Raw genomic sequence first — 19,343 nt, forward strand, 5'->3', positions numbered from 1 at the left:
CCCGGCTGATCAGCAATAGCCGTAGACGCCGCACGCATAGGGCAGGCGCCAGAAATAATCGACCTGTTTCCCGCCGTAATAGGCGCCCTGATAATCGTAGCTCCAGGGGCGGCCGTAATAGCCAGGCAAGGTGTGGGAGCCCGGCAGCAGCGGCGTGCCCGGCAGGTTGCGGATGTAGCTGCCGATGCCGTAGGCCGGCGAGATCAGCGCATCCGGATCGGTTTCGACATAGACCTGAGGTGGGTCCTGCGGCGGCCCGGCCGCGCGCCGCTTCGGCGTCGCCGGCAGATCGGCGGCAATGGCCGCCGAGGCCGTTAGCATCACAGCCAGAGCGGGCACCATCCAGCGCAGCATCGTCGGCTCCGAATCAAAGGGGCGATCCAAGCACGATGTATGAGGCAGATATGGTTAATGAGGATTAACCGACGGCGGCCAAAACGGCCGCCGTCGTTCCCAGGCGCTACGCCCCCAGCGCCTGTTCCAGATCCGCGATCAGGTCTTCCTTGTCCTCGATACCGACCGAGATCCGGACCACGTTCGGGCCGGCGCCGGACTTGATCTTGGCGGCGTCGTCGAGCTGGCTGTGCGTGGTCGAGGCCGGATGGATCACCAGCGAGCGGGTGTCGCCGACATTGGCGAGGTGCGAGAACAGCTGCAGCTTCGACACCAGGCTGACTCCGGCGTCATAGCCGCCCTTCAGGCTGAAGGTGAACACCGCGCCGGCGCCCTTTGGTGCGTATTTGCGCGCGAGCTGATTGTACTTGTCGCTCGGCAGCCCGGCATAGCTCACCGAGGCCACCGCCGGATGTCCCGCGAGGTATTCGGCAACGGCTTTGGCATTGTCGCAGTGCTTCTGCATGCGCAGCGGCAGAGTCTCGATGCCGGTCAGGATCATGAAGGCGTTGAACGGCGACAACGCCGGGCCGAGGTCGCGCAGGCCGAGCACGCGGCAGGCGATCGCGAAGGCGAAATTGCCGAAGGTCTCCTGCAGCCGGATGCCGTGATATTCCGGGCGCGGCTCCGAGAGCATGGGGTACTTGCCGCCCGTGGACCAGTCGAAGGTGCCGGCATCGACGATGATGCCGCCGAGCGAGTTGCCGTGGCCGCCCAGGAATTTCGTCAGCGAGTGCACGACGATGTCAGCGCCGTGGTCGATCGGACGGATCAGATAGGGCGAGGCTAGCGTGTTGTCGACAATCAGCGGCACGCCCGCCTTGCGCGCCACGGTCGAGATCGCCTCGATGTCGGTGATGCTGCCGGCGGGGTTGGCGATGGACTCGATGAAGATCGCTTTCGTGCGCGGCGTCACCGCACGCTCGAAGCTCGCGATATCGTCGGGATCGGCCCACACCACGTTCCAGCCAAAGCTCTTGAAGGCGTGCGTGAACTGGTTGATCGAGCCGCCATAGAGCTTTCGCGCGGCGATGAATTCGTCGCCGGGCTGAAGCAGCTGCTGCAGCACCACGACCTGCGCGGCATGGCCGGAAGCGACCGCGAGCGCGGCCGTGCCGCCTTCGAGTGCGGCGACGCGCTCTTCCAGCACCGCATTGGTGGGATTGCCGATGCGGGTATAGATATTGCCGAACGCCTGCAGGCCGAACAGCGAGGCGGCGTGATCGGCATCGTTGAAGACGAAAGAGGTCGTTTGATAAATCGGAGTCGCGCGCGCGCCGGTGGTGGGGTCGGGCTGTGCACCGGCATGCACGGCGAGCGTTGAAAATCCCGGAAGGCGATCGCTCATTTGGGCGTCCTGTTCTTGTGGCCTGAAATTCGTGCGGCATGCTGATCGGCGCCGTGCCCGCCGTCAAGGCGCGGCGTCACATCGGAATCATTTTGGGAACGATCGTGCTGCGCATTGTCGCGTTTGCGAAACGAAGCCTTCGCAATCGCGTCAGCTTTGCTCGCTCTTGTTCTTCGCAGCGCGATCCGATGCGGCGGTGTCGCCACCGCCGACACTCATCCGATTGAGGGACAGCCTCATGCCCTGCGTCGGCGCCGGCGCGCGCTTGGAGCTGAGCGTGCGCGAATTCACGCCCATCCAGGAGATTTCTGACGACAGGCGGCCATATTCGATCTTGGGGCAGCGGTTCATGACCACCTTGATCCCGACTGATTCCGCTTTCGCGGCTGCCGCATCGTCGCGCGCGCCGAGCTGCATCCAGATCACCTTCGGCAGCGGGTCGAGCGTGAGCGCCTCCTCGACGACGGGCATGATGTGGCTGGAGTTGCGGAAGATGTCGACCATGTCGACGGGGCGGCCGATATCCGACAGTGATGCGACGAACGGCTTTCCGAGCAGCTCCTTGCCGACATGGCCGGGATTGACCGGGATCATGTCGTAGCCGCGCTGCATCAGGTATTTGAACGCGAAATAGCTCGGCCGCACATTGACCGGTGATGCCCCGACCATCGCGATCGATTTCACGCTGTTGAGGATGCCGCGGATGTAATTGTCGGGATAGGCGTCGTGGTTCATCACTTATCTTTTCTTGTTGGCGGGGGTCATTCATCCCGCCATGTCGGCGTGCGCTTCTCGATGAAGGCGCCGATGCCTTCCTCGGCGTCGCGCGCCATCATGTTCTCGGTCATCACCTCTGCGGCATAGCGATAGGCGTCTGCAAGGCTCATCTCGGCCTGGCGGTAGAAGGCCTCCTTGCCGAGCTTGATCGTGTAGGCGGATTTCAACGCGACCTGTTGCGCGAGCTCGATCGCGGCGCCGAGTTCGGTGCCGGCGGGAACGACGCGGTTGACGAGCCCGATGTCGCGGGCGCGCTCGGCCGTGACAGGCTCGCCCGTCAGCAGCATCTCCATGGCCTGTTTGCGCGGCACGTTGCGCGACAGCGCCACCATCGGGGTCGAGCAGAACAGGCCGATATCGACGCCGGGTGTGGCGAACTTCGCCTCGTGCGATGCGATCGCAAGATCGCAGCTGGCGACGAGCTGGCAGCCGGCGGCGGTTGCGATGCCCTGGACGGCCGCGACCACGGGCTTCGGCAGATGCACGACCGCCTGCATCATCGCGCTGCAGGCCGTCATGATCTGCGCAAAATAAGCCCGACCCCGATCCGGATCGGTGCGGCGCGCGGTCAGTTCCTTTATGTCGTGGCCGGCGGAAAAAGCGGGGCCGTTGGCCGCGATGACGGCCGCGCGGATGTGCTTGTCTTCCGCGATTGCGTTTAGGCTCGCATGCAGCTGTCCGATCATCGCCTCGGAAAGGCTGTTGCGCGCGGCTGGTCGGTTCAGCGTGAGCACGGCGACGCTGCCGACGATCTCGCGCAGCAGGATCGGCGGTTGCGGGGTGGGGGCGCGGGCGGCCTGAACGGACATCGAAGCGTTTCCGTTGGATTATTGCATTTGAATGACGCAGCTAACTTAATGTAACAGGGCAGGTGAAGCGAGGGTGGGAACAGCATGGCGGCAGCGAAAATGAGCGTGGCGGAGCTCGAGCAGTTCCTCCGCCACGAGTTTCCCCAGGCCTTCAGCGGCGACGACATCACGATCGAAAGCGCGGACGGACAGACCTGCCTTCTGCGGCAGCGCTACAGCGAAAAGATGCTGCGACCGGGCGGAACCGTGTCCGGGCCGACGCTGATGGCGCTCGCGGATTTCGCCATGTACGTGGTGCTGCTGTCTGCCATCGGGCCGATCGGACTCGCCGTGACCACCAATCTCAACATCAACTTCCTGCGCAAGGGCCAGCCCGGCCAGGACGTGCTGGCGGAGGCGCGACTGCTCAAGCTCGGCAAACGGTTGGCGGTCGGGGAGGTGAAGCTGCTGTCCGGCACCTCGCCGGATCCGATCGCTCATGTCACCTCGACCTATTCCATTCCAAATGTTTGAGGTTTTCGCAGGTATTGTCGTACCTTATTTTTAAGCCATTGATTTTACGTAATTAATTTCATCTCTGAGGCATTGACCGTTGCGCCGCTCTTCTCTAGAACCGCGCGCAGTCTGGTGCGGTGTTCGCGCCGATATCTCCCGTCCACGGAAACTCCGACATGAAAACCTTTTCGGCAAAGCCGGCTGAGGTGACGAAGAAGTGGGTGCTGATCGACGCCAAGGGTCTGGTCGTCGGCCGCCTCGCCACCATCGTCGCCATGCGCCTGCGCGGCAAGCACCTCCCGACCTACACCCCGCACGTCGATTGCGGCGACAACGTCATCATCATCAACGCGCAGCATGCGGTCCTCACCGGTCGCAAGCGCGAGCAGAAGACCTACTACAAGCACACCGGCTATGTCGGCCACGTCAAGGAGCGCACCGCGCGCCAGATCCTCGAAGGCCGTCATCCCGAGCGCGTGCTCGAGAAGGCCGTCGAGCGCATGATCCCGCGTGGTCCGCTCGGCCGCGTGCAGATGGGTAACCTCCGTGTCTACGGCGGCGCCGATCATCCGCACGAGGCGCAGCAGCCCGAGAAGATCGATATCGCCAAGTTGAACCGCAAGAACACGAGGGCCGCATAACATGGCCGAATCCATTCAGTCGCTCGACCAGCTCTCGCAGCTCAAGACGGCGGCCGCGCCCGAGGCGCCCAAGCACGAGAAGAAGGTCGACAAGTTCAACCGCGCTTACGCCACCGGCAAGCGCAAGGACGCGGTCGCCCGCGTCTGGATCAAGCCGGGCGCCGGCAAGGTCACCGTCAACTCGCGCGAGGTCGAGGTCTATTTCGCCCGTCCCGTGCTGCGCATGATGATCGAGCAGCCGTTCTCCGTGGCCCAGCGTTCGGGCCAGTACGACGTGATCTGCACCGTCGCCGGCGGCGGCCTGTCCGGCCAGGCCGGCGCGGTCCGTCACGGCATCTCCAAGGCGCTCACCTATTTCGAGCCGGAGCTGCGCTCCGTGCTCAAGAAGGGCGGCTTCCTCACCCGCGACTCGCGCGTGGTCGAGCGCAAGAAGTACGGCAAGGCCAAGGCCCGCCGGTCCTTCCAGTTCTCGAAGCGTTAATCGCTTTTATCGCATTCGCCGCGAAAGCGGCTTCAATGAGATGCAAAAGGGCGCTGATTTCAGCGCCCTTTTTGTTGTTCGTTTGTATGCAAATTGATGGCGTGTTTCCCGAAAACTTAGGGACCGGCGAAAACCTGAATGGAACCCGCGAGACCTAGCGTCGCCTTCGGAAGGGCGCGCAAATCGGCTGGGCCGATCGCGTAACTGCTATGTTCTAGAGGGGGCCGACATGATGTCGCTCGATAGCATCACGCTCTATTTGGTCGCCACCATGGTCGCCGCACTGCTCGGCGCCATGATGGTATTTTTCGGCAAGCAGGAGAACAGCCCGGCGCTGAAATGGTGGGGCACCGCCTATCTGCTCGGTGCCGCCTCCGTCGCACTATGGACCGCGGCGGGCGACAGGCTGGGGCCGCACATTTACCTTGCATTGAACGCGGTCGGTTTCGTCGCCTGCGGCATGGTCTGGAACGCGGCGCGCGTCTTCCACGGCCGCAACCCGAACTGGCCGGGGCTCGTGCTCGGCGCGCTCGCCTGGGTCGCTGCTGCGACGCTGCTCGATCCCACGGCATCGATGCTGCGCATGCTCGTCGGTGCTGGCATCGTCTCGGTGTACGCGGCGTTGACTGCGAGCGAGCTCTGGACCGAACGGCGCAAGAGCGTGCAACGGCGCTGGCCCGCCTTCGTGATGCCGGTGATGCACGGCTGCGTGTTGATGCTGCCGATCCTGATCGGCAGCTTCCTGCGCCCGCATGATGCCGGCTTCTCCTCGAGCATCTGGGTCACCGTGTTCGCGGTCGAGCTCATTCTCTACGCCGTCGGTACCGTGTTCGTGATCTTCATGCTGGTGTCGGAACGCACCGTCACCGCGCACCGGACGGCGGCGTCGACCGATCCCTTGACCGGCATGCTCAACCGGCGCGGCTTCTCGGAGGCCTGTGCGCGCGTGATCGAGCGCGAGGCCAAGGCCGGGCGGCCGGTGACCGTGATGATCTTCGACATCGACCATTTCAAATCGATCAACGACCGCTTCGGCCATCCCGCCGGCGACGAGATGCTGAAGCTGTTCTCCACCGTCGTGGTCAGCAATTTGCGCATCTCCGACCTGTCGGGCCGCATCGGCGGCGAGGAGTTCGCCGCGCTGTTGCCGTGCTCGCTGGAGGAGGGCGTGCTGGTCGCCGAGCGCGTGCGCGAGGCGTTCGAGACCTCCGGCGTCGTCGTCGACGAAGGCCCCGTCGATACCACCGTCAGCATCGGCGTTGCCGGAGGTCCGGCCGGCACCGAGCTCGAGGTGCTGCTGGCCTCGGCGGACACCGCGCTCTACCAGGCCAAGCGCGGCGGCCGCAACCGCGTCGAAGCGGCCGAGGAGCTGCCGCTGTCGCTGGAGAACTGGCGCCGCCAGAGCGCGGCGCGCACCGGCACACCGCAGGCGCGCCCGGCCACCGCGTGAGAATGCAGGCGGGCTTGCGGTAAATCTCTGTTTACCATTCGATCCCTACCATCGTGGTCATGGAATCGATCCGTCGACGGAATCCGCAAGCCGCCCTGATGTCGCTCGAAGCCGAAGCTGCCTCGGCCCGCGGTGGTTTCGCCTGTCTGTTCTCCACTGCGGACGAATACGAGAGCGCGCTGATCACCGAGCGTCGTGCGCAAGGCCGCTACACGCAGCAACGCAGCTACTGGCCGTTCGTGTTGTTCGCGGGTTGTGCGCTGATCGTCGCGGGCACGGTCCTGCTGTTCGCCTGACAGGCCTGCATTTCCAGACCGGGCAGGGCGCCGCTTCAGCGCCTTTTTCTTTGTCGCCATCTGCGGTAGACACGGCCATCAACAAAAAGGGTGGAAAGCCGATGATCACCGAGATCGCGCAAATTGACGTCAAGCCGGGCAGCGAGAAGGATTTTGAGGCCGCCGTTGCCAAGGCCAAGGCCGCTTTCGGCCGCTCCAAGGGCTTTCACGGCTTCGAGCTGCACAAGTCGATCGAGAAGCCGCAGCGTTACCGGCTGATGGTGAAATGGGCGACGCTGGAGAACCACACTGTGGACTTCCGCGGCTCAGAGAATTTCACGGAATGGCGCAGCCTGGTCGGCCAGTATTTTGCCGCGCCTCCCGAGGTCGAGCACACCGAGACCGTGCTGACGACCTGAGGCTTTATCTCGGGAGCATGATCTTATCGGAAACCGCTCCACACTTTGCGCTAACGCGGTCCTCCGGGTCCGGATCATGCTCTAGGCCGCCTCCGCGAGAGGCGACGCCTCGTAGGTCTTGACATGGTCGATCATGACCTTGGCGATCGCGACCAGCGGGAGCGCCAGCGCCAGGCCCCAGATGCCGAACACGACGCCCAGCAGGATCTGGAACGCGAACAGCGTGGCCGGCGGGATGTCGAGTGCCTGGCGCTGCAGGATCGGCGTCAGCACGTAGCTTTCCATGGCGTGCACGCCCATGAACAGCAGAAATGCCGACAAAGCGGGGATCCAGCCGGAGGCGAGGCTCGCCAACACCACGATGACGCCGGCGATGATGGCTCCCACCGTGGGGACGAAGGCGAGCAGGCCCGCCTGGATTCCTAGGATGAACGCGCCGGGGATGCCGATGACGGCAAGTCCGATCCAGGTTACGACACCGACCGCGATCATGACGATGATCTGGGCGATCAGCCAGCGCTCGAGCGTTTCAGCGATACGGTCGATGACCAGGGCGACACGGGTACGGTGCCGCGCCGGTGCCAGGAACAGCAGGCCGTCATGATAGACGCTGGGCTGGGCGGCGAAGGCCAGGCCCAGGAACAGCACGATGAAGATGTTGCCGACGCCGTGGATGGTGCCGAGCAGCAGTTTGAATGTCTGGCTCACGATCGCACCGCCGCTGGAGGCGAGCGTGCCGGCACTGGGCAGCGGAGCGCGCGAAGGCGTTGCCGGCGCGGGCGTTGCCTCCGAGGACGCGTTGGCGGCGGGGTCCGAGGCAGCGTTGCCGAGGTCGAAGAAGCTGGTGTCGATGCCGTGGCTTTCGAGCAGCGACCTGACATTGGTGATCTGCGACTTGATGGTCTTGCTCAGCAGCGAGGCCTGTTCGGCAATGGTGGCGCCGCCGAGATAGGCGACGCCCGCGAGCAGCAAAGCGAGCGCAACGCAGACGATTGCAAGCCGGATCGTGTGAGGCAGCTGGACCCGGCGGCCGAGCGCATTGACCAGAGCGTTGAGACCGAGGCCGAGCAGCATGCCGGTGAAGATCAGCAGCAGGGTGGCGGCAAAATACCAGGTGAAGGCGAGCAGCGCGGTGAACAGCACGACGCCGATGCCTCCGGCCGCGACCGCCCAGGCCTGATCCAGCGCGAGGTCGGCACGGGAGCGGGATCGTTCATCTGCGGGAAAGGTCACATCGTATCCTGTCTTTGGTGGCTGCAATGGGGGCACTCTTTCGACAATCACGCTTCCGATCAAGAGCAGGGCTATCGCAGATCACTTTTGGCGGCGGCCTGCGCGCACGCCTCGTCCTTCGAGACGGCGCTTACGCGCCTCCTCAGGATGAGGCTAATCTGGATCAGTGCCTGTTGAAACTGTAGCCACGCACTCCGCCCTCATCCTGAGGAGCCCGCCTAAAGCGGGCGTCTCGAAGGATGACTGCAGGGAAAAGCCCCGATAGCCCCGCGATCAAGAGCGGCAACGCGCCGGTTTGACGCTGCCGCGCGAACGGTGCAGAGCGGTGGCGAAAAGGAAGTGAGGAGCGCTTGGGCGTTATCAGCAAGTGGGCCGGTCTGCTCGGGCTGTTGGCTTTGCTCGTCGGCGGCGACCAGATCCGGATCAACCGGCCGGACCACAAATACCGCCTAACGGTCGAGGTGACGACGCCCGCCGGGATCAAGACCGGGTCGGCCATTCTCGCTGTCGTGCCCGATCGCAACTATAACCGCAGCGGCCGCACCACGACGCGCGGGGAGGCCGTGTTCGTCGATCTCGGCCAAGGCAAGAACATCGTGGTCTTGCTGGCGCACCAGCAGGGCGCCAAGCTCGACCTCGACGACATCAACTATGTGGCGCTCCGCGCCTATGGCGCCGCGCGCGGCAACCGGGTGTCGTTCAAGGACATGAGCCGGCAGTCCGGCGTTGTCCCGGTGCAAGGGGAGCTCACCCCCGTGCTCGTGAGCTTTGGCGATCTCGGGGATCCCAACACCGCGCGCCTTGTCGCCAGCGACAAGGCAGAGGCAATCCTGGGCGAGGGCTATGCGATCCGCGGCTTCTCCGCCGAGGTGGTGCCCAACGGGTTCTGGCCGATCGACTTCGGAGGCGTGCTCGGGGAGCCCGTGACGCGCGGAATCGAGGCCAAGCTTCCCTGGCTGACCGCGCCGGGCGAGACAGCGGCAATTGCGCTGAGGGCCGCGGGTCTGCCCGTGGAGGGCGGGTTGGACGCCCGGGAGGCATTTGCGCGAAAATAGCATTGCCGTCCCGCGATCCCCTCTGTTGAATTTGTTCCATCGGAGGGGCATCTTTGGGGAATCTTCTTATCGGGAGGCGCGGAACGACAGATGAGAAAGCCGGTCGTCGGCGTGATCGGGAATTCCTATCGCGTCGAGAATCGATTTCAGGTCCAGATGGTTGGCGAGCGAAACCTGCGCGCCGTGGCCGAAGTCTCCGGCGGCTTGCCGTTGATGTTCGCTGGAGCCCCCGACATCACGGATATCCCGGCGCTGCTCGATACCGTCGACGGCATCATCCTCACAGGGGCCCGGGCCAACGTTCACCCGACCCGCTTCAACGTCGATCCCTGCGAGAAGCACGAGCCCTACGACATCCACCGCGACGAGGTCGCGCTGGCCCTTTCGGTCGCCTGCGTCGCCCGCGGCATTCCGCTGTTCGGCATTTGCCGCGGCCTGCAGGAGATGAACGTCGCCTTCGGCGGCTCGCTGCATCCCGAGATCCGCGAGATCCCCGGCCGCATGAACCACCGCATGCCCCGGCTCGAGAACGGCGAGATCCATCCCGATCCGACCGTGGTGTTCGCCGACCGTCACGACGTCGAGCTGACGCCCGGCGGCGCCTTCGCCACGATCCTCGGCTGCGAGAAGATCCGGGTCAATTCGCTGCATGGACAGGGCATCCTCGATCCCGGCAAGCGCGTGCTGATCGAAGGCATCGCCGAGGACGGCACCATCGAGGCGATCCGCATCGCGGAAGCCCCGAGCTTTGCCCTCGGCGTGCAATGGCACGCGGAGTACGACCCGCAGCACAATCCGATCAACCGCAAGCTGTTCGAGGCCTTTGGCGAGGCGCTGGTGACAAGGCAGAAGGCGGAGGCGTAGCCGCGGTCGTGTCCCGGACCAGCTGCAACGCGGAGCGTTGCGGCGCAGAGCCGGGAATCCAGCTTCTGCCACGTTGCGCACTCGGCTTGGACTGAGTAGGGCGGATTAGCCGAAGGCGTAATCCGCCATCTTTAGTTCATGGGGCAGCTGCAATGCCGCCGTGCATTTATTCCAGGTGGCTGCTGGTTCTTCACGGTCAATCTTCATGATCGTAGGCAGCGGCTGCTCGTCGAGCACATCGCAGCGCTGCGCGCGGCCGTTGCAGCGACCCGTCGGGACTATTCGTTCACTATCGATGCGTTTGTCGTGCTTCCGGACCACCTTCATGCGGTCTGGACGCTTTCCCGCGGCGATGCCGACTTTTCGATGCGGTGGAGATTGATCAAAATGCGCTTCGCGAAGTCCCTGCCGAAGACAGAGCCGTTAACCGCTGTACAGATCGCAAGACGGGAGCGTGGCGTATGGCAGAACCGGTTCTGGGAGCACCTCATCCGCGACGAAACCGACTATGCACGCCATATCGAGTATTGCTACATCAAACCAGTCAAGCACGGATATGTGACCCGCGTGTTGGATTGGCCGCATTCGTCATTTCACCGAGATGTCGAGGCCGGACTGTTTCCGGCGGATTGGGCAGGAGATAGCAACGCGGATGGTAACTTTGGCGAACGTGCGTGAGCGTCGCACGCAGTAGGTGGATTACGCCTTCGGCTAATCCGCCCTACGAGGACTGTTTATCCAAGGTGCATCCCGAATTTCCGACGGAGTAAACCAATCAGTAGGAATTGCTCCGTCCTGGTTTTTGCGGCTCTGATTTGTTCTTTGAGAACGAATTGGAGTCAGATGCAGAACGAAAGCTGATGGCCGCTCCGTGGCGCAAAATTTCTCTACCGTGTTGAATCGTAGATGCGCTCAGGCTGTGCCCAGCGAGAGCGCCGCGACCGGACTGCGTCCATCGGTCATGCCAACGGCACCAGCCTCACACCGCCCGCTCCATCCGTCGCGCACGATAGGATTGCGTGACATCAGTGTCAGCTTGCGGAAGCTGCTCTCATCCTCATAGCCGGCAGCGCGCGCGATCGTCTTGATCGGCTGCGTCGTCGATTCCAGCAGGGTGCGCGCGTGCTCGACACGGCTGCGCATGATGAAGGATTGCGGCGGCTCGTGCGTGAGTCCTGGAATTTTCGGTTCAACGTACGCTCGCCGAGGCCGAGCGCATCGGCAATCCTGCATGGGCATTCCCATTGCGTTGCACAATCGCAACGTTGATCTCCACGCGCAGCATTGAGGTTCATGAGAAGAATTACCATATGCTCTGCAAGGGAGCCCGTGCCGTGCAGACCATGAAGGCGGCCCTCGTTGCGGCGATCACCGTCGTGGCTTTGATCTGCTGCCTCCTTCCCAGCTCAGCGGAGGAGAGCAAGCGCGTAGCCCTTGTTGTTTCGATCGACGGGGCGATTGGCCCGGCGTCAGCCAGCTACGTCCGGGAGGCTTTGGCCACGGCGAGCGAACGGCGCGCCGAGGTCGTGCTTCTGAGGATGAACACGCCCGGCGGGCTCAATTCCAGCATGCGCGAGATCATCGCGGATGTGCTCGCCTCGCACGTCCCGGTCATTGGCTACGTCGCTCCCTCCGGGGCCCACGCGGCGAGTGCGGGGACCTATATCCTTTACGCGACCCACATCGCGGCGATGGCACCAGGTACCAACATCGGTGCGGCGACGCCGGTCCAGATTGGCGGACCGCTGCCGGGCCTGCCGAGCGGCACACCCGACAAGGATGGCAAAGACAAGAAGGATGAGCCGAAGGACGCGATGACGGCGAAGGCCACGAACGATGCCGTCGCCTTCATCCGAAGCCTCGCCGAGCTGCGCAACCGCAATGCGGAGTGGGCGGAGAGGGCGGTCCGCGAGGCCGCAACACTCTCCGCCAACGGCGCGCTGGAGGCACATGCCATCGATCTCGTCGCGCGCGATCAGGCTGAATTGCTGCGGCAGGTTGATGGCCGTGTGGTGGAGCTCGCAGGCGGCAAGACGCAACGCCTCGCAACAAAGGATGCTGTCGTCGAAGCCATCGAGCCCGGACAGATATCCCGGTTCCTGGCGGTCATCACCAACCCGAACGTGGCGTTCATTCTCCTGATGGTCGGCATCTACGGCCTGATCTTCGAGTTCATGTCTCCCGGAGCCGTCGCCCCCGGAGTTATCGGCGCGATCTGCCTGCTGATCGGCCTCTACGCGCTCAATTTGCTGCCGATCAACTATGCCGGCCTCGCCCTGATGCTGGTGGGACTTGTGCTTCTCACCGTCGAAGTCTTCAACCCGACCTTGGTGGTCGGGTTCGGCGGGATCATCGCTTTCGTGCTGGGAGCAATGATGCTCTTCAGGAGCGAGGCGCCTGGGTACCAACTGTCGTGGTGGGTGATCGGCACCACTGCGGTCGTGTTCAGCGGCTTTGTTCTGATCGTGCTTGGCTCACTTCGGCGCGTCCGCAAAGCTCCTGCGCTGCTCGGCGCACAGGCCATGCGCGGCTTGCCCGCCGAGGTTCTCGACTGGAACGGGAACGAAGGTCATGTCTTCGCCCATGGTGAGCGCTGGCAGGCGCGCGGCGCCGAAACCTTCAAGCCCGGAGAGACGGTAGAGGTCGCCAATGTCGTCGACCTGACGCTGCTGATACGCCGCACACCCGCCCGGACAGGCGAGGGAGGTACATCATGACGCTGGAATATCTGACGTATGCGGCGCTTGCGCTGCTTGTCATCGTGTTTCTATCCCAGGCCATTCGAATCCTGCGCGAATACGAGCGCGGCGTCGTCTTCACGCTCGGCCGCTTTACCGGTGTGAAGGGCCCGGGCCTGATACTCCTCATCCCGATCGTGCAGCAACTCGTCAAGGTCGATCTGCGGGTGATGGTGCAGGTGGTGCCGCCGCAGGACGTGATTTCGCGGGACAACGTCTCCGTCAAGGTCAACGCCGTCCTGTACTTCCGCATCGTCGACCCCGAGCGCGCCATCATCAAGGTCGGCGACTACATGGCGGCGACCAGCCAGCTCGCCCAGACCACGTTGCGTTCGGTGCTCGGCAAGCATGAGCTCGACGAGATGCTTGCCGAGCGCGACAGGTTGAACGCCGATATCCAGGAGATCCTCGACAAGCAGACTGACGTCTGGGGCATCAAGGTCACCGGCATAGAGATCAAGGACGTCGATATCAACGAAACCATGGTTCGCGCGATCGCCAAACAGGCCGAGGCGGAGCGCTTGCGGCGAGCCAAGGTGATCAATGCGATGGGCGAGCAGCAGGCCGCCGAAAAGCTCGTCGAAGCCGGCCGGATCCTGGCGCAAGAGCCTCAGGCAATGCAGTTGCGTTACTTCGCAGCTCTGCACGACATCGCCGGTGAACGCTCGTCGACCGTGGTGTTTCCGCTCCCCACCGGCCTGCTCGACCATTTGATGCCGCGACCTGACAACCCGTAACAGAAAGCGGCGAGGTGCTGATCGCGAGCGGGCGCCACGGCTCCGACCGAGCTGCAGCGGGCGTTCACGGCGACGTGGTAGCTGTCGAGCCTCCTCAAACGAAAAGGCGCCTCCTTCCGGAAGCGCCTTTTGCTTGTCGCGGATAGTTCGGACCGCTTAGCCCGAATAGTACATGTCGAACTCGACCGGGTGTGGGGTCATCTCGAAGCGCTCGACCTCGGTCATCTTCAGCTCGATATAGGCGTCGATGAAGTCGTCGTCGAACACGCCGCCGGCCTTGAGGAAGGCGCGGTCCTTGTCGAGGTTTTCGAGCGCCTCGCGAAGCGAGCCGCACACGGTCGGGATCTGCTTCAGCTCTTCCTTCGGCAAATCGTAGAGGTCCTTGTCCATCGCCGGACCCGGATCCATCTTGTTCTTGATGCCGTCGAGGCCGGCCATCAGCATCGCGGCGAAGCCGAGATAGGGATTGGCGAGCGGATCGGGGAAGCGCACCTCGACGCGCTTGGCCTTCGGCGACGCGGTGTAGGGGATGCGGCACGACGCCGAGCGGTTGCGCGCGGAATAGGCGAGCAGCACGGGGGCCTCATAGCCCGGGACCAGACGCTTGTAGGAGTTGGTCGACGGGTTGGTGAAGGCGTTGATCGCCTTGGCGTGCTTGATGATGCCGCCGATATAGTGGAGGCAGGTCTCCGACAGGTCGGCGTACTTGTTGCCGGCAAACACCGGCTTGCCGTCCTTCCAGATCGACTGGTGCACGTGCATGCCCGAGCCGTTGTCGCCGTAGACCGGCTTCGGCATGAAGGTGGCGGTCTTGCCGTAGATGTGCGCGACCTGGTGGATGCAGTACTTGTAGATCTGGATGTGGTCGGCCATCAGCGTCAGCGTGTCGAACTTCATGCCGAGCTCGTGCTGGGCGGAAGCGACCTCGTGGTGATGCTTCTCGACCTTGACGCCCATCTTGGCCATGGCGCCGAGCATCTCCGAGCGCATGTCCTGCACCGAGTCCTGCGGCGGCACCGGGAAATAGCCGCCCTTGGTGCGGACGCGGTGGCCGAGATTGCCGCCTTCATATTCGGTGTCGGAGTTGGTCGGCAGCTCCGAGGAGTCGAGGCGGAAACCGGTGTTGTAGGGGGTGGAGGAGAAGCGCACGTCGTCGAACACGAAGAACTCGGCTTCGGGGCCGACGAACACGGCGTCGCCCACGCCCATCGACTTCACCATCGCCTCGGCCTTCTTGGCGATGCCGCGGGGGTCGCGGTTATAGGGCTCGCCGGTGGTCGGCTCGAGCACGTCGCAGGTAATGACCATGGTGGTCTCGGCGAAGAACGGGTCGATCGTCGCGGTCACCGGATCGGGCATCAGGCACATGTCGGACTCGTTGATCGCCTTCCAGCCGGCAATCGAGGAGCCGTCGAACATCGTCCCTTCGGCGAAGATGTCTTCATCGATCATGCTGACGTCGAACGTGACGTGCTGCCACTTGCCGCGCGGATCGGTGAAGCGCAGGTCGACGTACTTCACGTCGTTGTCCTTGATCGATTTCAGGACGTCTTTGGCGGTCTTCATGCATACCCCTTATGGCTCTGCGGGTCGGTTTCCAGGTGAGCAAGATTGTTCTCGCTTTTGGCGAGTTCGCGCGCGACCGCACAAACGAAATCAGGCCGCCGAAGCAGCCTTATTTCTTGTCAGAGTGTCGCAAAATGCGGGATAGCACCCGGTTCAGATAGCGTCCAGCCCGGATTCGCCGGTTCGGATGCGGATCGCCTCTTCGATGTTGGAGACGAAAATCTTGCCGTCGCCGATGCGGCCGGTCTGCGCGGCGCGGCGGATCGCGTCGATGGCGCGCTCGACCAGATCGTCGCCGATCACGATCTCGATTTTGACCTTCGGCAGGAAGTCGACGATGTATTCTGCGCCGCGGTAAAGTTCGGCGTGACCCTTCTGCCGGCCAAAGCCCTTGGCCTCGGTGACGGTGATGCCCTGCAGACCGACTTCTTGAAGCGCTTCCTTCACCTCGTCGAGCTTGAATGGCTTGATGATGGCTTCGATTTTCTTCACTGCGCGACTCCCGGCCTTTCGATCCAATAGCAACGTCTTCGTCAGGACGCGCATTTCTCAACGCACGATCTTGTCTTCTCTGTGCCGGGATCCCTGACCCGTCCGGCAACAACGGCCGGCCACGCCCTTCAAGATGTCAGTGAGCACGACGAACCGAAGCGGCTTCCTCGAAAGCAGGGTCTATGCCAAGTTGCAAATGCCCTGATTATCGGAGCGTTATCAGCCTTTTAACGAGCATCTCTGAGTGATGGTGCCGACCTGCACAAAATACCGAAGACCGCAAAATAGGCAAACGGTTCAATATATGTGCATTTCGACGTTCCCACCGCCGGATCGGCGCAAAAGATGCCTGTTCAAGAGGCGTTTGTACTAGGAAGTGGCATGGAAGTTCTGACCAACGCCGAAATGCAGCGAGCCGACCAGCTTGCCATCGCGGCCGGCACGCCCGGTTTCAAGCTGATGCTCAGCGCCGGCCAGGCGGTCGCCGAGGCCGCCCATGCGCTGGTGGAGGAGGGGCCGATCCTGATCGTCGCCGGCCCCGGCAACAATGGCGGGGACGGTTTCGTGGCCGCGGCCGAGCTCGCCGCGCAGGGGCGCGAGGTTTCGGTGATCCTGATGTGCGAGCGGGACCAGCTCCAGGGCGATGCCGCCTCGGCCGCGCGCGGCTGGAAGCACCCGGTGCTGCCGTTCAACCCGCAGGCGATCGGCAGGCCTGCGCTGATCATCGATGCGCTGTTCGGCGCCGGCCTCAGCCGCACCGTGGATGGCGAAGCGCGCGCCATGATCGAGGCGATCAACGCCAACGGTGCCCCGGTGCTGGCGGTCGACCTGCCGAGCGGCATCAACGGCACCAGCGCGGCCGTGATGGGCGTGGCGGTGAACGCCACCGAGACCGTCACCTTCTTCCGAAAGAAGCCGGCGCATCTGCTGTTGCCCGGGCGCATGCATTGCGGCCGCGTGCGCGTTGCCGACATCGGCATCGATGCGCAGGTGCTGGAGGAGATCGCGCCGCAGACCTTCGAGAACGATCCGGATCTCTGGGGCGCGGCGTTTCCGGTGCCGCGCATCGATGGCCACAAATATGCGCGCGGTCACGTGCTCGCGGTCTCGGGCGATGCAGCCGCGACCGGCGCGGCACGGCTCGCCGCGCGCGGCGCGCTGCGCGCCGGCGCGGGCCTCGTGACGCTGGCGAGCCCGCGCGATGCGCTCGCAATCAATGCTGCCGCGCTCACCGCGGTGATGGTTCGCCCCGTCGACAGCGCGATCGAGTTCGGCGAGCTGCTCGGCGACAAACGCTACAACACCTGTATCATCGGCCCCGGTGCGGGCATCGGTGAGCGCACCTGCGATCTCATCCACACCGCGCTTACCGCGCACCGGCATCTGGTGCTCGATGCGGATGCGCTGACCAGCTTTGCCGCAACCCCCGAGCGCCTGTTTGAATCAATCAAGTCCTCGCAGGACAATGCGGTGGTGCTGACCCCGCACGAAGGCGAGTTTCCGCGCCTGTTCTCCGATCTCAGCAACAAGCATCCCGGCCGCTCCAAGCTCGAGCGCGTCCGCGCCGCCGCCGAGCGCTGCGGCGCCGTCGTGCTGCTGAAGGGCCCGGACACCACAATCGCCGCCCCCGACGGCCGCGCCACCATCGCCGCCAATGCGCCGCCCTGGCTCGCCACGGCCGGCGCCGGCGACGTGCTGTCCGGGATCATCGCCGGGCTCCTGGCGCAAGGCGTGCCGGCGTTCGAGGCCGCCAGCATCGGCGTCTGGATGCATGGCGAGGCGGGAAGCGAAGCTGGGCCGGGCCTGATCGCGGAGGATCTGACCGAGACGCTGCCGGCCGTGCACCGGCGGATCTATGACGCGCTGGGCATCGAATACTGAACGTTCACTCCACCCCGTACCAGCGCACCAGCCGCGGCGCGGCCCAGTCGGTCACGACGGATTCGATCAGCCAGCGTCCGGCCGAGGTCGCGGCGAACGCGATGCGCTGGGTCTGGCCAGGCTCGATCGCGAGCGTGTCGAGCCAATAGGGCTTCCAGCCGTCGTCGAGCTTGTCGAGCAGCCGGAAATGGTGGCCGTGCAGGTGAAACACGGTGGTGACCGGGGCGGGGTTCTGCAGCGCCAGCACCACGGTGCGGCCGGTCTTGGCGCGGAAGGCAGGGGCGGAGGCGGTGGAGAAGGTCGCGGGCCGTGCCCAGCCGGCATCGGCCGTACCGAGCGCGACATCGAACCGCAGGGCGGCTCGTAGATCGAGCTTCTCGGGCAGATCATTCGGCGGGAGCGGCTGCGGCGGCGGCAGCGGAGCGCGCTCCAGCTTCCCGGAGACAGTCAGGTGTCCGACCTGGCGCACCGCCTTGCCGTCATGCAGCATAAACGGGGCCGAACTGGCCGCATCCACGAAAGCGTCGGTCCGCGCACCCGGGGCCAGCACCAACGCGCCGTTGCGCGCGGGGAACGGCTCGGCCGGCTGGCCGTCGAGGGCCATCACACGGACTTCGTGGTTTTCCAATTTGATTGCGAGAACAGAGCGTTGCGAGCCGTTGATGAAGCGTAGCCGCAGCCGCTCGCCCGCCGAAGCTGAGAGTTCGAATGAAGTCTTGCCGTTGAGTGTGTAAAGCGGCGTCGTGTCCTTCGGGTCCTGGCCCGGCGGGACCGCGGTGCCATCCGGCCGCAGGCGCCATTCCTGGATCAGCAGGAGCTCATCACGATCGACGGCGACCGGGCCGGTTTCGGCCACGATGATCGGAAGCGCGCGTGCGGGCTGCTGCAGGCGGTGCTCGAAGAGGCGGAAGTCGGCCAGCAGGGTGCCTGCATTAGGCACTGAAATAATTGATGTTTCTGTCGCATCCGGCGCTGCCGGGGCGCGGCCGCGGAGCGGGTCGGCGGCCATCGGCGCGTGGAGGCTGTACCAGACTGGCGCAATCGGCACAGGGAGGTTGTTGCTGAAGACCACCTGGCAGCGGTCGAAACGCTTGAGGCGCACGTCTCTGAGGTGGCTTACGGTGGCCAGCTCCCAGATTGGTGTAGCCGGCTGACCCGGTCTCAAAGCCAGCGTTGCCGGTCTCGCCTGCAGCGCGAGCTGGGCCGTGACGGATGGGCCTGCACCGCCCACGATCAGCCCGGCTGCCGAGGCCCCTAAGCCGGCCAAAACCTCGCGCCGATGGGGAGCATGGATCCGCGTTGTCATGGCACGATCCGGACCACGCCGTGCTGGATAAGTCCAGCCGCAGTGCCTACTTGAAGCTTGCCTCCATCAGGCCATTTTTTTGCTGCGAACAGTCAGGCACATGCTATAAGCCCGGCCGCCCGCGGCATCGCGGCCGGTCTTGATGCGAATTCACGCGGGCGTGGCGGAACTGGTAGACGCGCTGGATTTAGGTTCCAGTGACGAAAGTTGTGGGGGTTCGAGTCCCTCCGCCCGCACCAAGCGCTTATCGCGTTTGCACGGATTACGAGGCCTGCTTCCGCGCGGATGATCATCCGTCAGGAAGCGGGTCCGATGAACCACCGGTGTGGAGGCGTTTGCCTCGCGCCGGATCGATTAATGACAGCGTCCCGACGCGCGACGTG

At 64.2% G+C, this 19,343-nt stretch carries 21 protein-coding genes and 1 tRNA gene; 13 read left to right on the forward strand and 9 right to left on the reverse strand.

The window, feature by feature from the left end; all coding sequences use genetic code 11:
• Nucleotides 1–9 precede the first annotated feature (9 nt).
• From I6F20_RS03905 to I6F20_RS03920, 4 genes are all read right to left on the reverse strand, one after another.
• A complete protein-coding gene (locus I6F20_RS03905) occupies nt 10–354 on the reverse strand; it encodes a hypothetical protein (protein WP_036025406.1) in 345 nt (114 codons plus the stop codon).
• A gap of 106 nt (nt 355–460) precedes the next feature.
• Nucleotides 461–1,741, reverse strand: coding sequence for an O-acetylhomoserine aminocarboxypropyltransferase (locus I6F20_RS03910; RefSeq protein WP_225125144.1), 1,281 nt, complete (start codon nt 1,739–1,741; stop codon nt 461–463).
• Between the two features lie 150 nt (nt 1,742–1,891).
• Nucleotides 1,892–2,476, reverse strand: coding sequence for a CoA-binding protein (locus tag I6F20_RS03915; RefSeq protein ID WP_036010322.1), 585 nt, complete (start codon nt 2,474–2,476; stop codon nt 1,892–1,894).
• 26 nt (nt 2,477–2,502) lie between these two features.
• On the reverse strand, nt 2,503–3,327 hold the full coding sequence (locus I6F20_RS03920; protein ID WP_036010319.1) for an enoyl-CoA hydratase: 825 nt from the start codon (nt 3,325–3,327) through the stop codon (nt 2,503–2,505).
• 84 nt (nt 3,328–3,411) lie between these two features.
• On the opposite strand from I6F20_RS03920, the gene I6F20_RS03925 reads away from it, so the two are divergent.
• The 6 genes from I6F20_RS03925 (at nt 3,412) to I6F20_RS03950 (ending at nt 7,088) form a co-directional block, all read left to right on the forward strand.
• Nucleotides 3,412–3,840, forward strand: coding sequence for a PaaI family thioesterase (locus I6F20_RS03925; protein WP_036010317.1), 429 nt, complete (start codon nt 3,412–3,414; stop codon nt 3,838–3,840).
• Nucleotides 3,841–3,998: 158 nt separating this feature from the next.
• Nucleotides 3,999–4,463 carry a 50S ribosomal protein L13 gene (gene rplM / locus I6F20_RS03930; protein WP_018642440.1) on the forward strand — a complete coding sequence of 155 codons (465 nt, stop codon included), beginning with the start codon at nt 3,999–4,001 and terminating at the stop codon, nt 4,461–4,463.
• A gap of 1 nt (nt 4,464) precedes the next feature.
• A complete protein-coding gene (gene rpsI / locus I6F20_RS03935; RefSeq protein ID WP_018642439.1) occupies nt 4,465–4,944 on the forward strand; it encodes a 30S ribosomal protein S9 in 480 nt (159 codons plus the stop codon).
• Between the two features lie 229 nt (nt 4,945–5,173).
• Nucleotides 5,174–6,394 (forward strand): GGDEF domain-containing protein, encoded by a 1,221-nt coding sequence (locus I6F20_RS03940; RefSeq protein ID WP_225125145.1) that lies wholly within the window; start codon nt 5,174–5,176, stop codon nt 6,392–6,394.
• Nucleotides 6,395–6,453: 59 nt separating this feature from the next.
• A complete protein-coding gene (locus I6F20_RS03945) occupies nt 6,454–6,690 on the forward strand; it encodes a hypothetical protein (RefSeq protein ID WP_036010312.1) in 237 nt (78 codons plus the stop codon).
• A gap of 101 nt (nt 6,691–6,791) precedes the next feature.
• Nucleotides 6,792–7,088, forward strand: a complete 297-nt coding sequence (locus tag I6F20_RS03950) for an antibiotic biosynthesis monooxygenase family protein (protein WP_225125146.1) — start codon at nt 6,792–6,794, stop codon at nt 7,086–7,088.
• 81 nt (nt 7,089–7,169) lie between these two features.
• On the opposite strand, the gene I6F20_RS03955 is transcribed toward I6F20_RS03950, so the two are convergent.
• Nucleotides 7,170–8,321: an AI-2E family transporter gene (locus tag I6F20_RS03955; protein ID WP_225125147.1), complete on the reverse strand. Its 1,152-nt coding sequence runs from the start codon at nt 8,319–8,321 to the stop codon at nt 7,170–7,172.
• A 350-nt stretch (nt 8,322–8,671) separates the two neighbouring features.
• Here I6F20_RS03955 and I6F20_RS03960 point away from each other — a divergent pair, with 350 nt between their 5' ends.
• The 3 genes from I6F20_RS03960 (at nt 8,672) to I6F20_RS03970 (ending at nt 10,918) form a co-directional block, all read left to right on the forward strand.
• Complete coding sequence (locus I6F20_RS03960) at nt 8,672–9,376, forward strand: hypothetical protein (protein ID WP_225125148.1); 705 nt, start codon at nt 8,672–8,674, stop codon at nt 9,374–9,376.
• A 90-nt stretch (nt 9,377–9,466) separates the two neighbouring features.
• Nucleotides 9,467–10,240: a gamma-glutamyl-gamma-aminobutyrate hydrolase family protein gene (locus tag I6F20_RS03965; protein ID WP_036025392.1), complete on the forward strand. Its 774-nt coding sequence runs from the start codon at nt 9,467–9,469 to the stop codon at nt 10,238–10,240.
• Between the two features lie 138 nt (nt 10,241–10,378).
• Nucleotides 10,379–10,918 carry an REP-associated tyrosine transposase gene (locus I6F20_RS03970; protein ID WP_225125149.1) on the forward strand — a complete coding sequence of 180 codons (540 nt, stop codon included), beginning with the start codon at nt 10,379–10,381 and terminating at the stop codon, nt 10,916–10,918.
• A gap of 234 nt (nt 10,919–11,152) precedes the next feature.
• On the opposite strand, the gene I6F20_RS03975 is transcribed toward I6F20_RS03970, so the two are convergent.
• Complete coding sequence (locus I6F20_RS03975) at nt 11,153–11,383, reverse strand: hypothetical protein (protein ID WP_249786448.1); 231 nt, start codon at nt 11,381–11,383, stop codon at nt 11,153–11,155.
• A 191-nt stretch (nt 11,384–11,574) separates the two neighbouring features.
• Between I6F20_RS03975 and I6F20_RS03980 the strand changes: the two genes are divergently transcribed.
• Together I6F20_RS03980 and I6F20_RS03985 are read left to right on the forward strand one after the other, a co-directional pair.
• A complete protein-coding gene (locus I6F20_RS03980; protein ID WP_225125150.1) occupies nt 11,575–12,957 on the forward strand; it encodes an NfeD family protein in 1,383 nt (460 codons plus the stop codon).
• Complete coding sequence (locus I6F20_RS03985) at nt 12,954–13,715, forward strand: slipin family protein (protein ID WP_036010294.1); 762 nt, start codon at nt 12,954–12,956, stop codon at nt 13,713–13,715. The genes I6F20_RS03980 and I6F20_RS03985 overlap by 4 nt, the downstream gene beginning before the upstream one ends.
• Before the next feature lie 156 nt (nt 13,716–13,871).
• On the opposite strand, the gene glnA is transcribed toward I6F20_RS03985, so the two are convergent.
• The gene (gene glnA / locus I6F20_RS03990) at nt 13,872–15,281 is read right to left on the reverse strand and encodes a type I glutamate--ammonia ligase (protein WP_036010292.1); all 1,410 of its coding nucleotides are present in this window, start codon (nt 15,279–15,281) and stop codon (nt 13,872–13,874) included.
• 153 nt (nt 15,282–15,434) lie between these two features.
• A complete protein-coding gene (locus I6F20_RS03995; protein WP_007603495.1) occupies nt 15,435–15,773 on the reverse strand; it encodes a P-II family nitrogen regulator in 339 nt (112 codons plus the stop codon).
• 381 nt (nt 15,774–16,154) lie between these two features.
• Between I6F20_RS03995 and I6F20_RS04000 the strand changes: the two genes are divergently transcribed.
• Nucleotides 16,155–17,654 carry an NAD(P)H-hydrate dehydratase gene (locus tag I6F20_RS04000; protein ID WP_225125151.1) on the forward strand — a complete coding sequence of 500 codons (1,500 nt, stop codon included), beginning with the start codon at nt 16,155–16,157 and terminating at the stop codon, nt 17,652–17,654.
• A gap of 4 nt (nt 17,655–17,658) precedes the next feature.
• Here the strand turns inward: I6F20_RS04000 and I6F20_RS04005 are convergent, their stop codons facing one another.
• On the reverse strand, nt 17,659–18,960 hold the full coding sequence (locus I6F20_RS04005; protein WP_225125152.1) for a multicopper oxidase family protein: 1,302 nt from the start codon (nt 18,958–18,960) through the stop codon (nt 17,659–17,661).
• A 154-nt stretch (nt 18,961–19,114) separates the two neighbouring features.
• Here I6F20_RS04005 and I6F20_RS04010 point away from each other — a divergent pair.
• Nucleotides 19,115–19,199 (forward strand) — tRNA-Leu (locus I6F20_RS04010).
• Nucleotides 19,200–19,343 lie beyond the last annotated feature (144 nt).

This window comes from Bradyrhizobium sp. IC3123 (assembly GCF_020193625.1).
Classification (GTDB): domain Bacteria; phylum Pseudomonadota; class Alphaproteobacteria; order Rhizobiales; family Xanthobacteraceae; genus Bradyrhizobium; species Bradyrhizobium yuanmingense.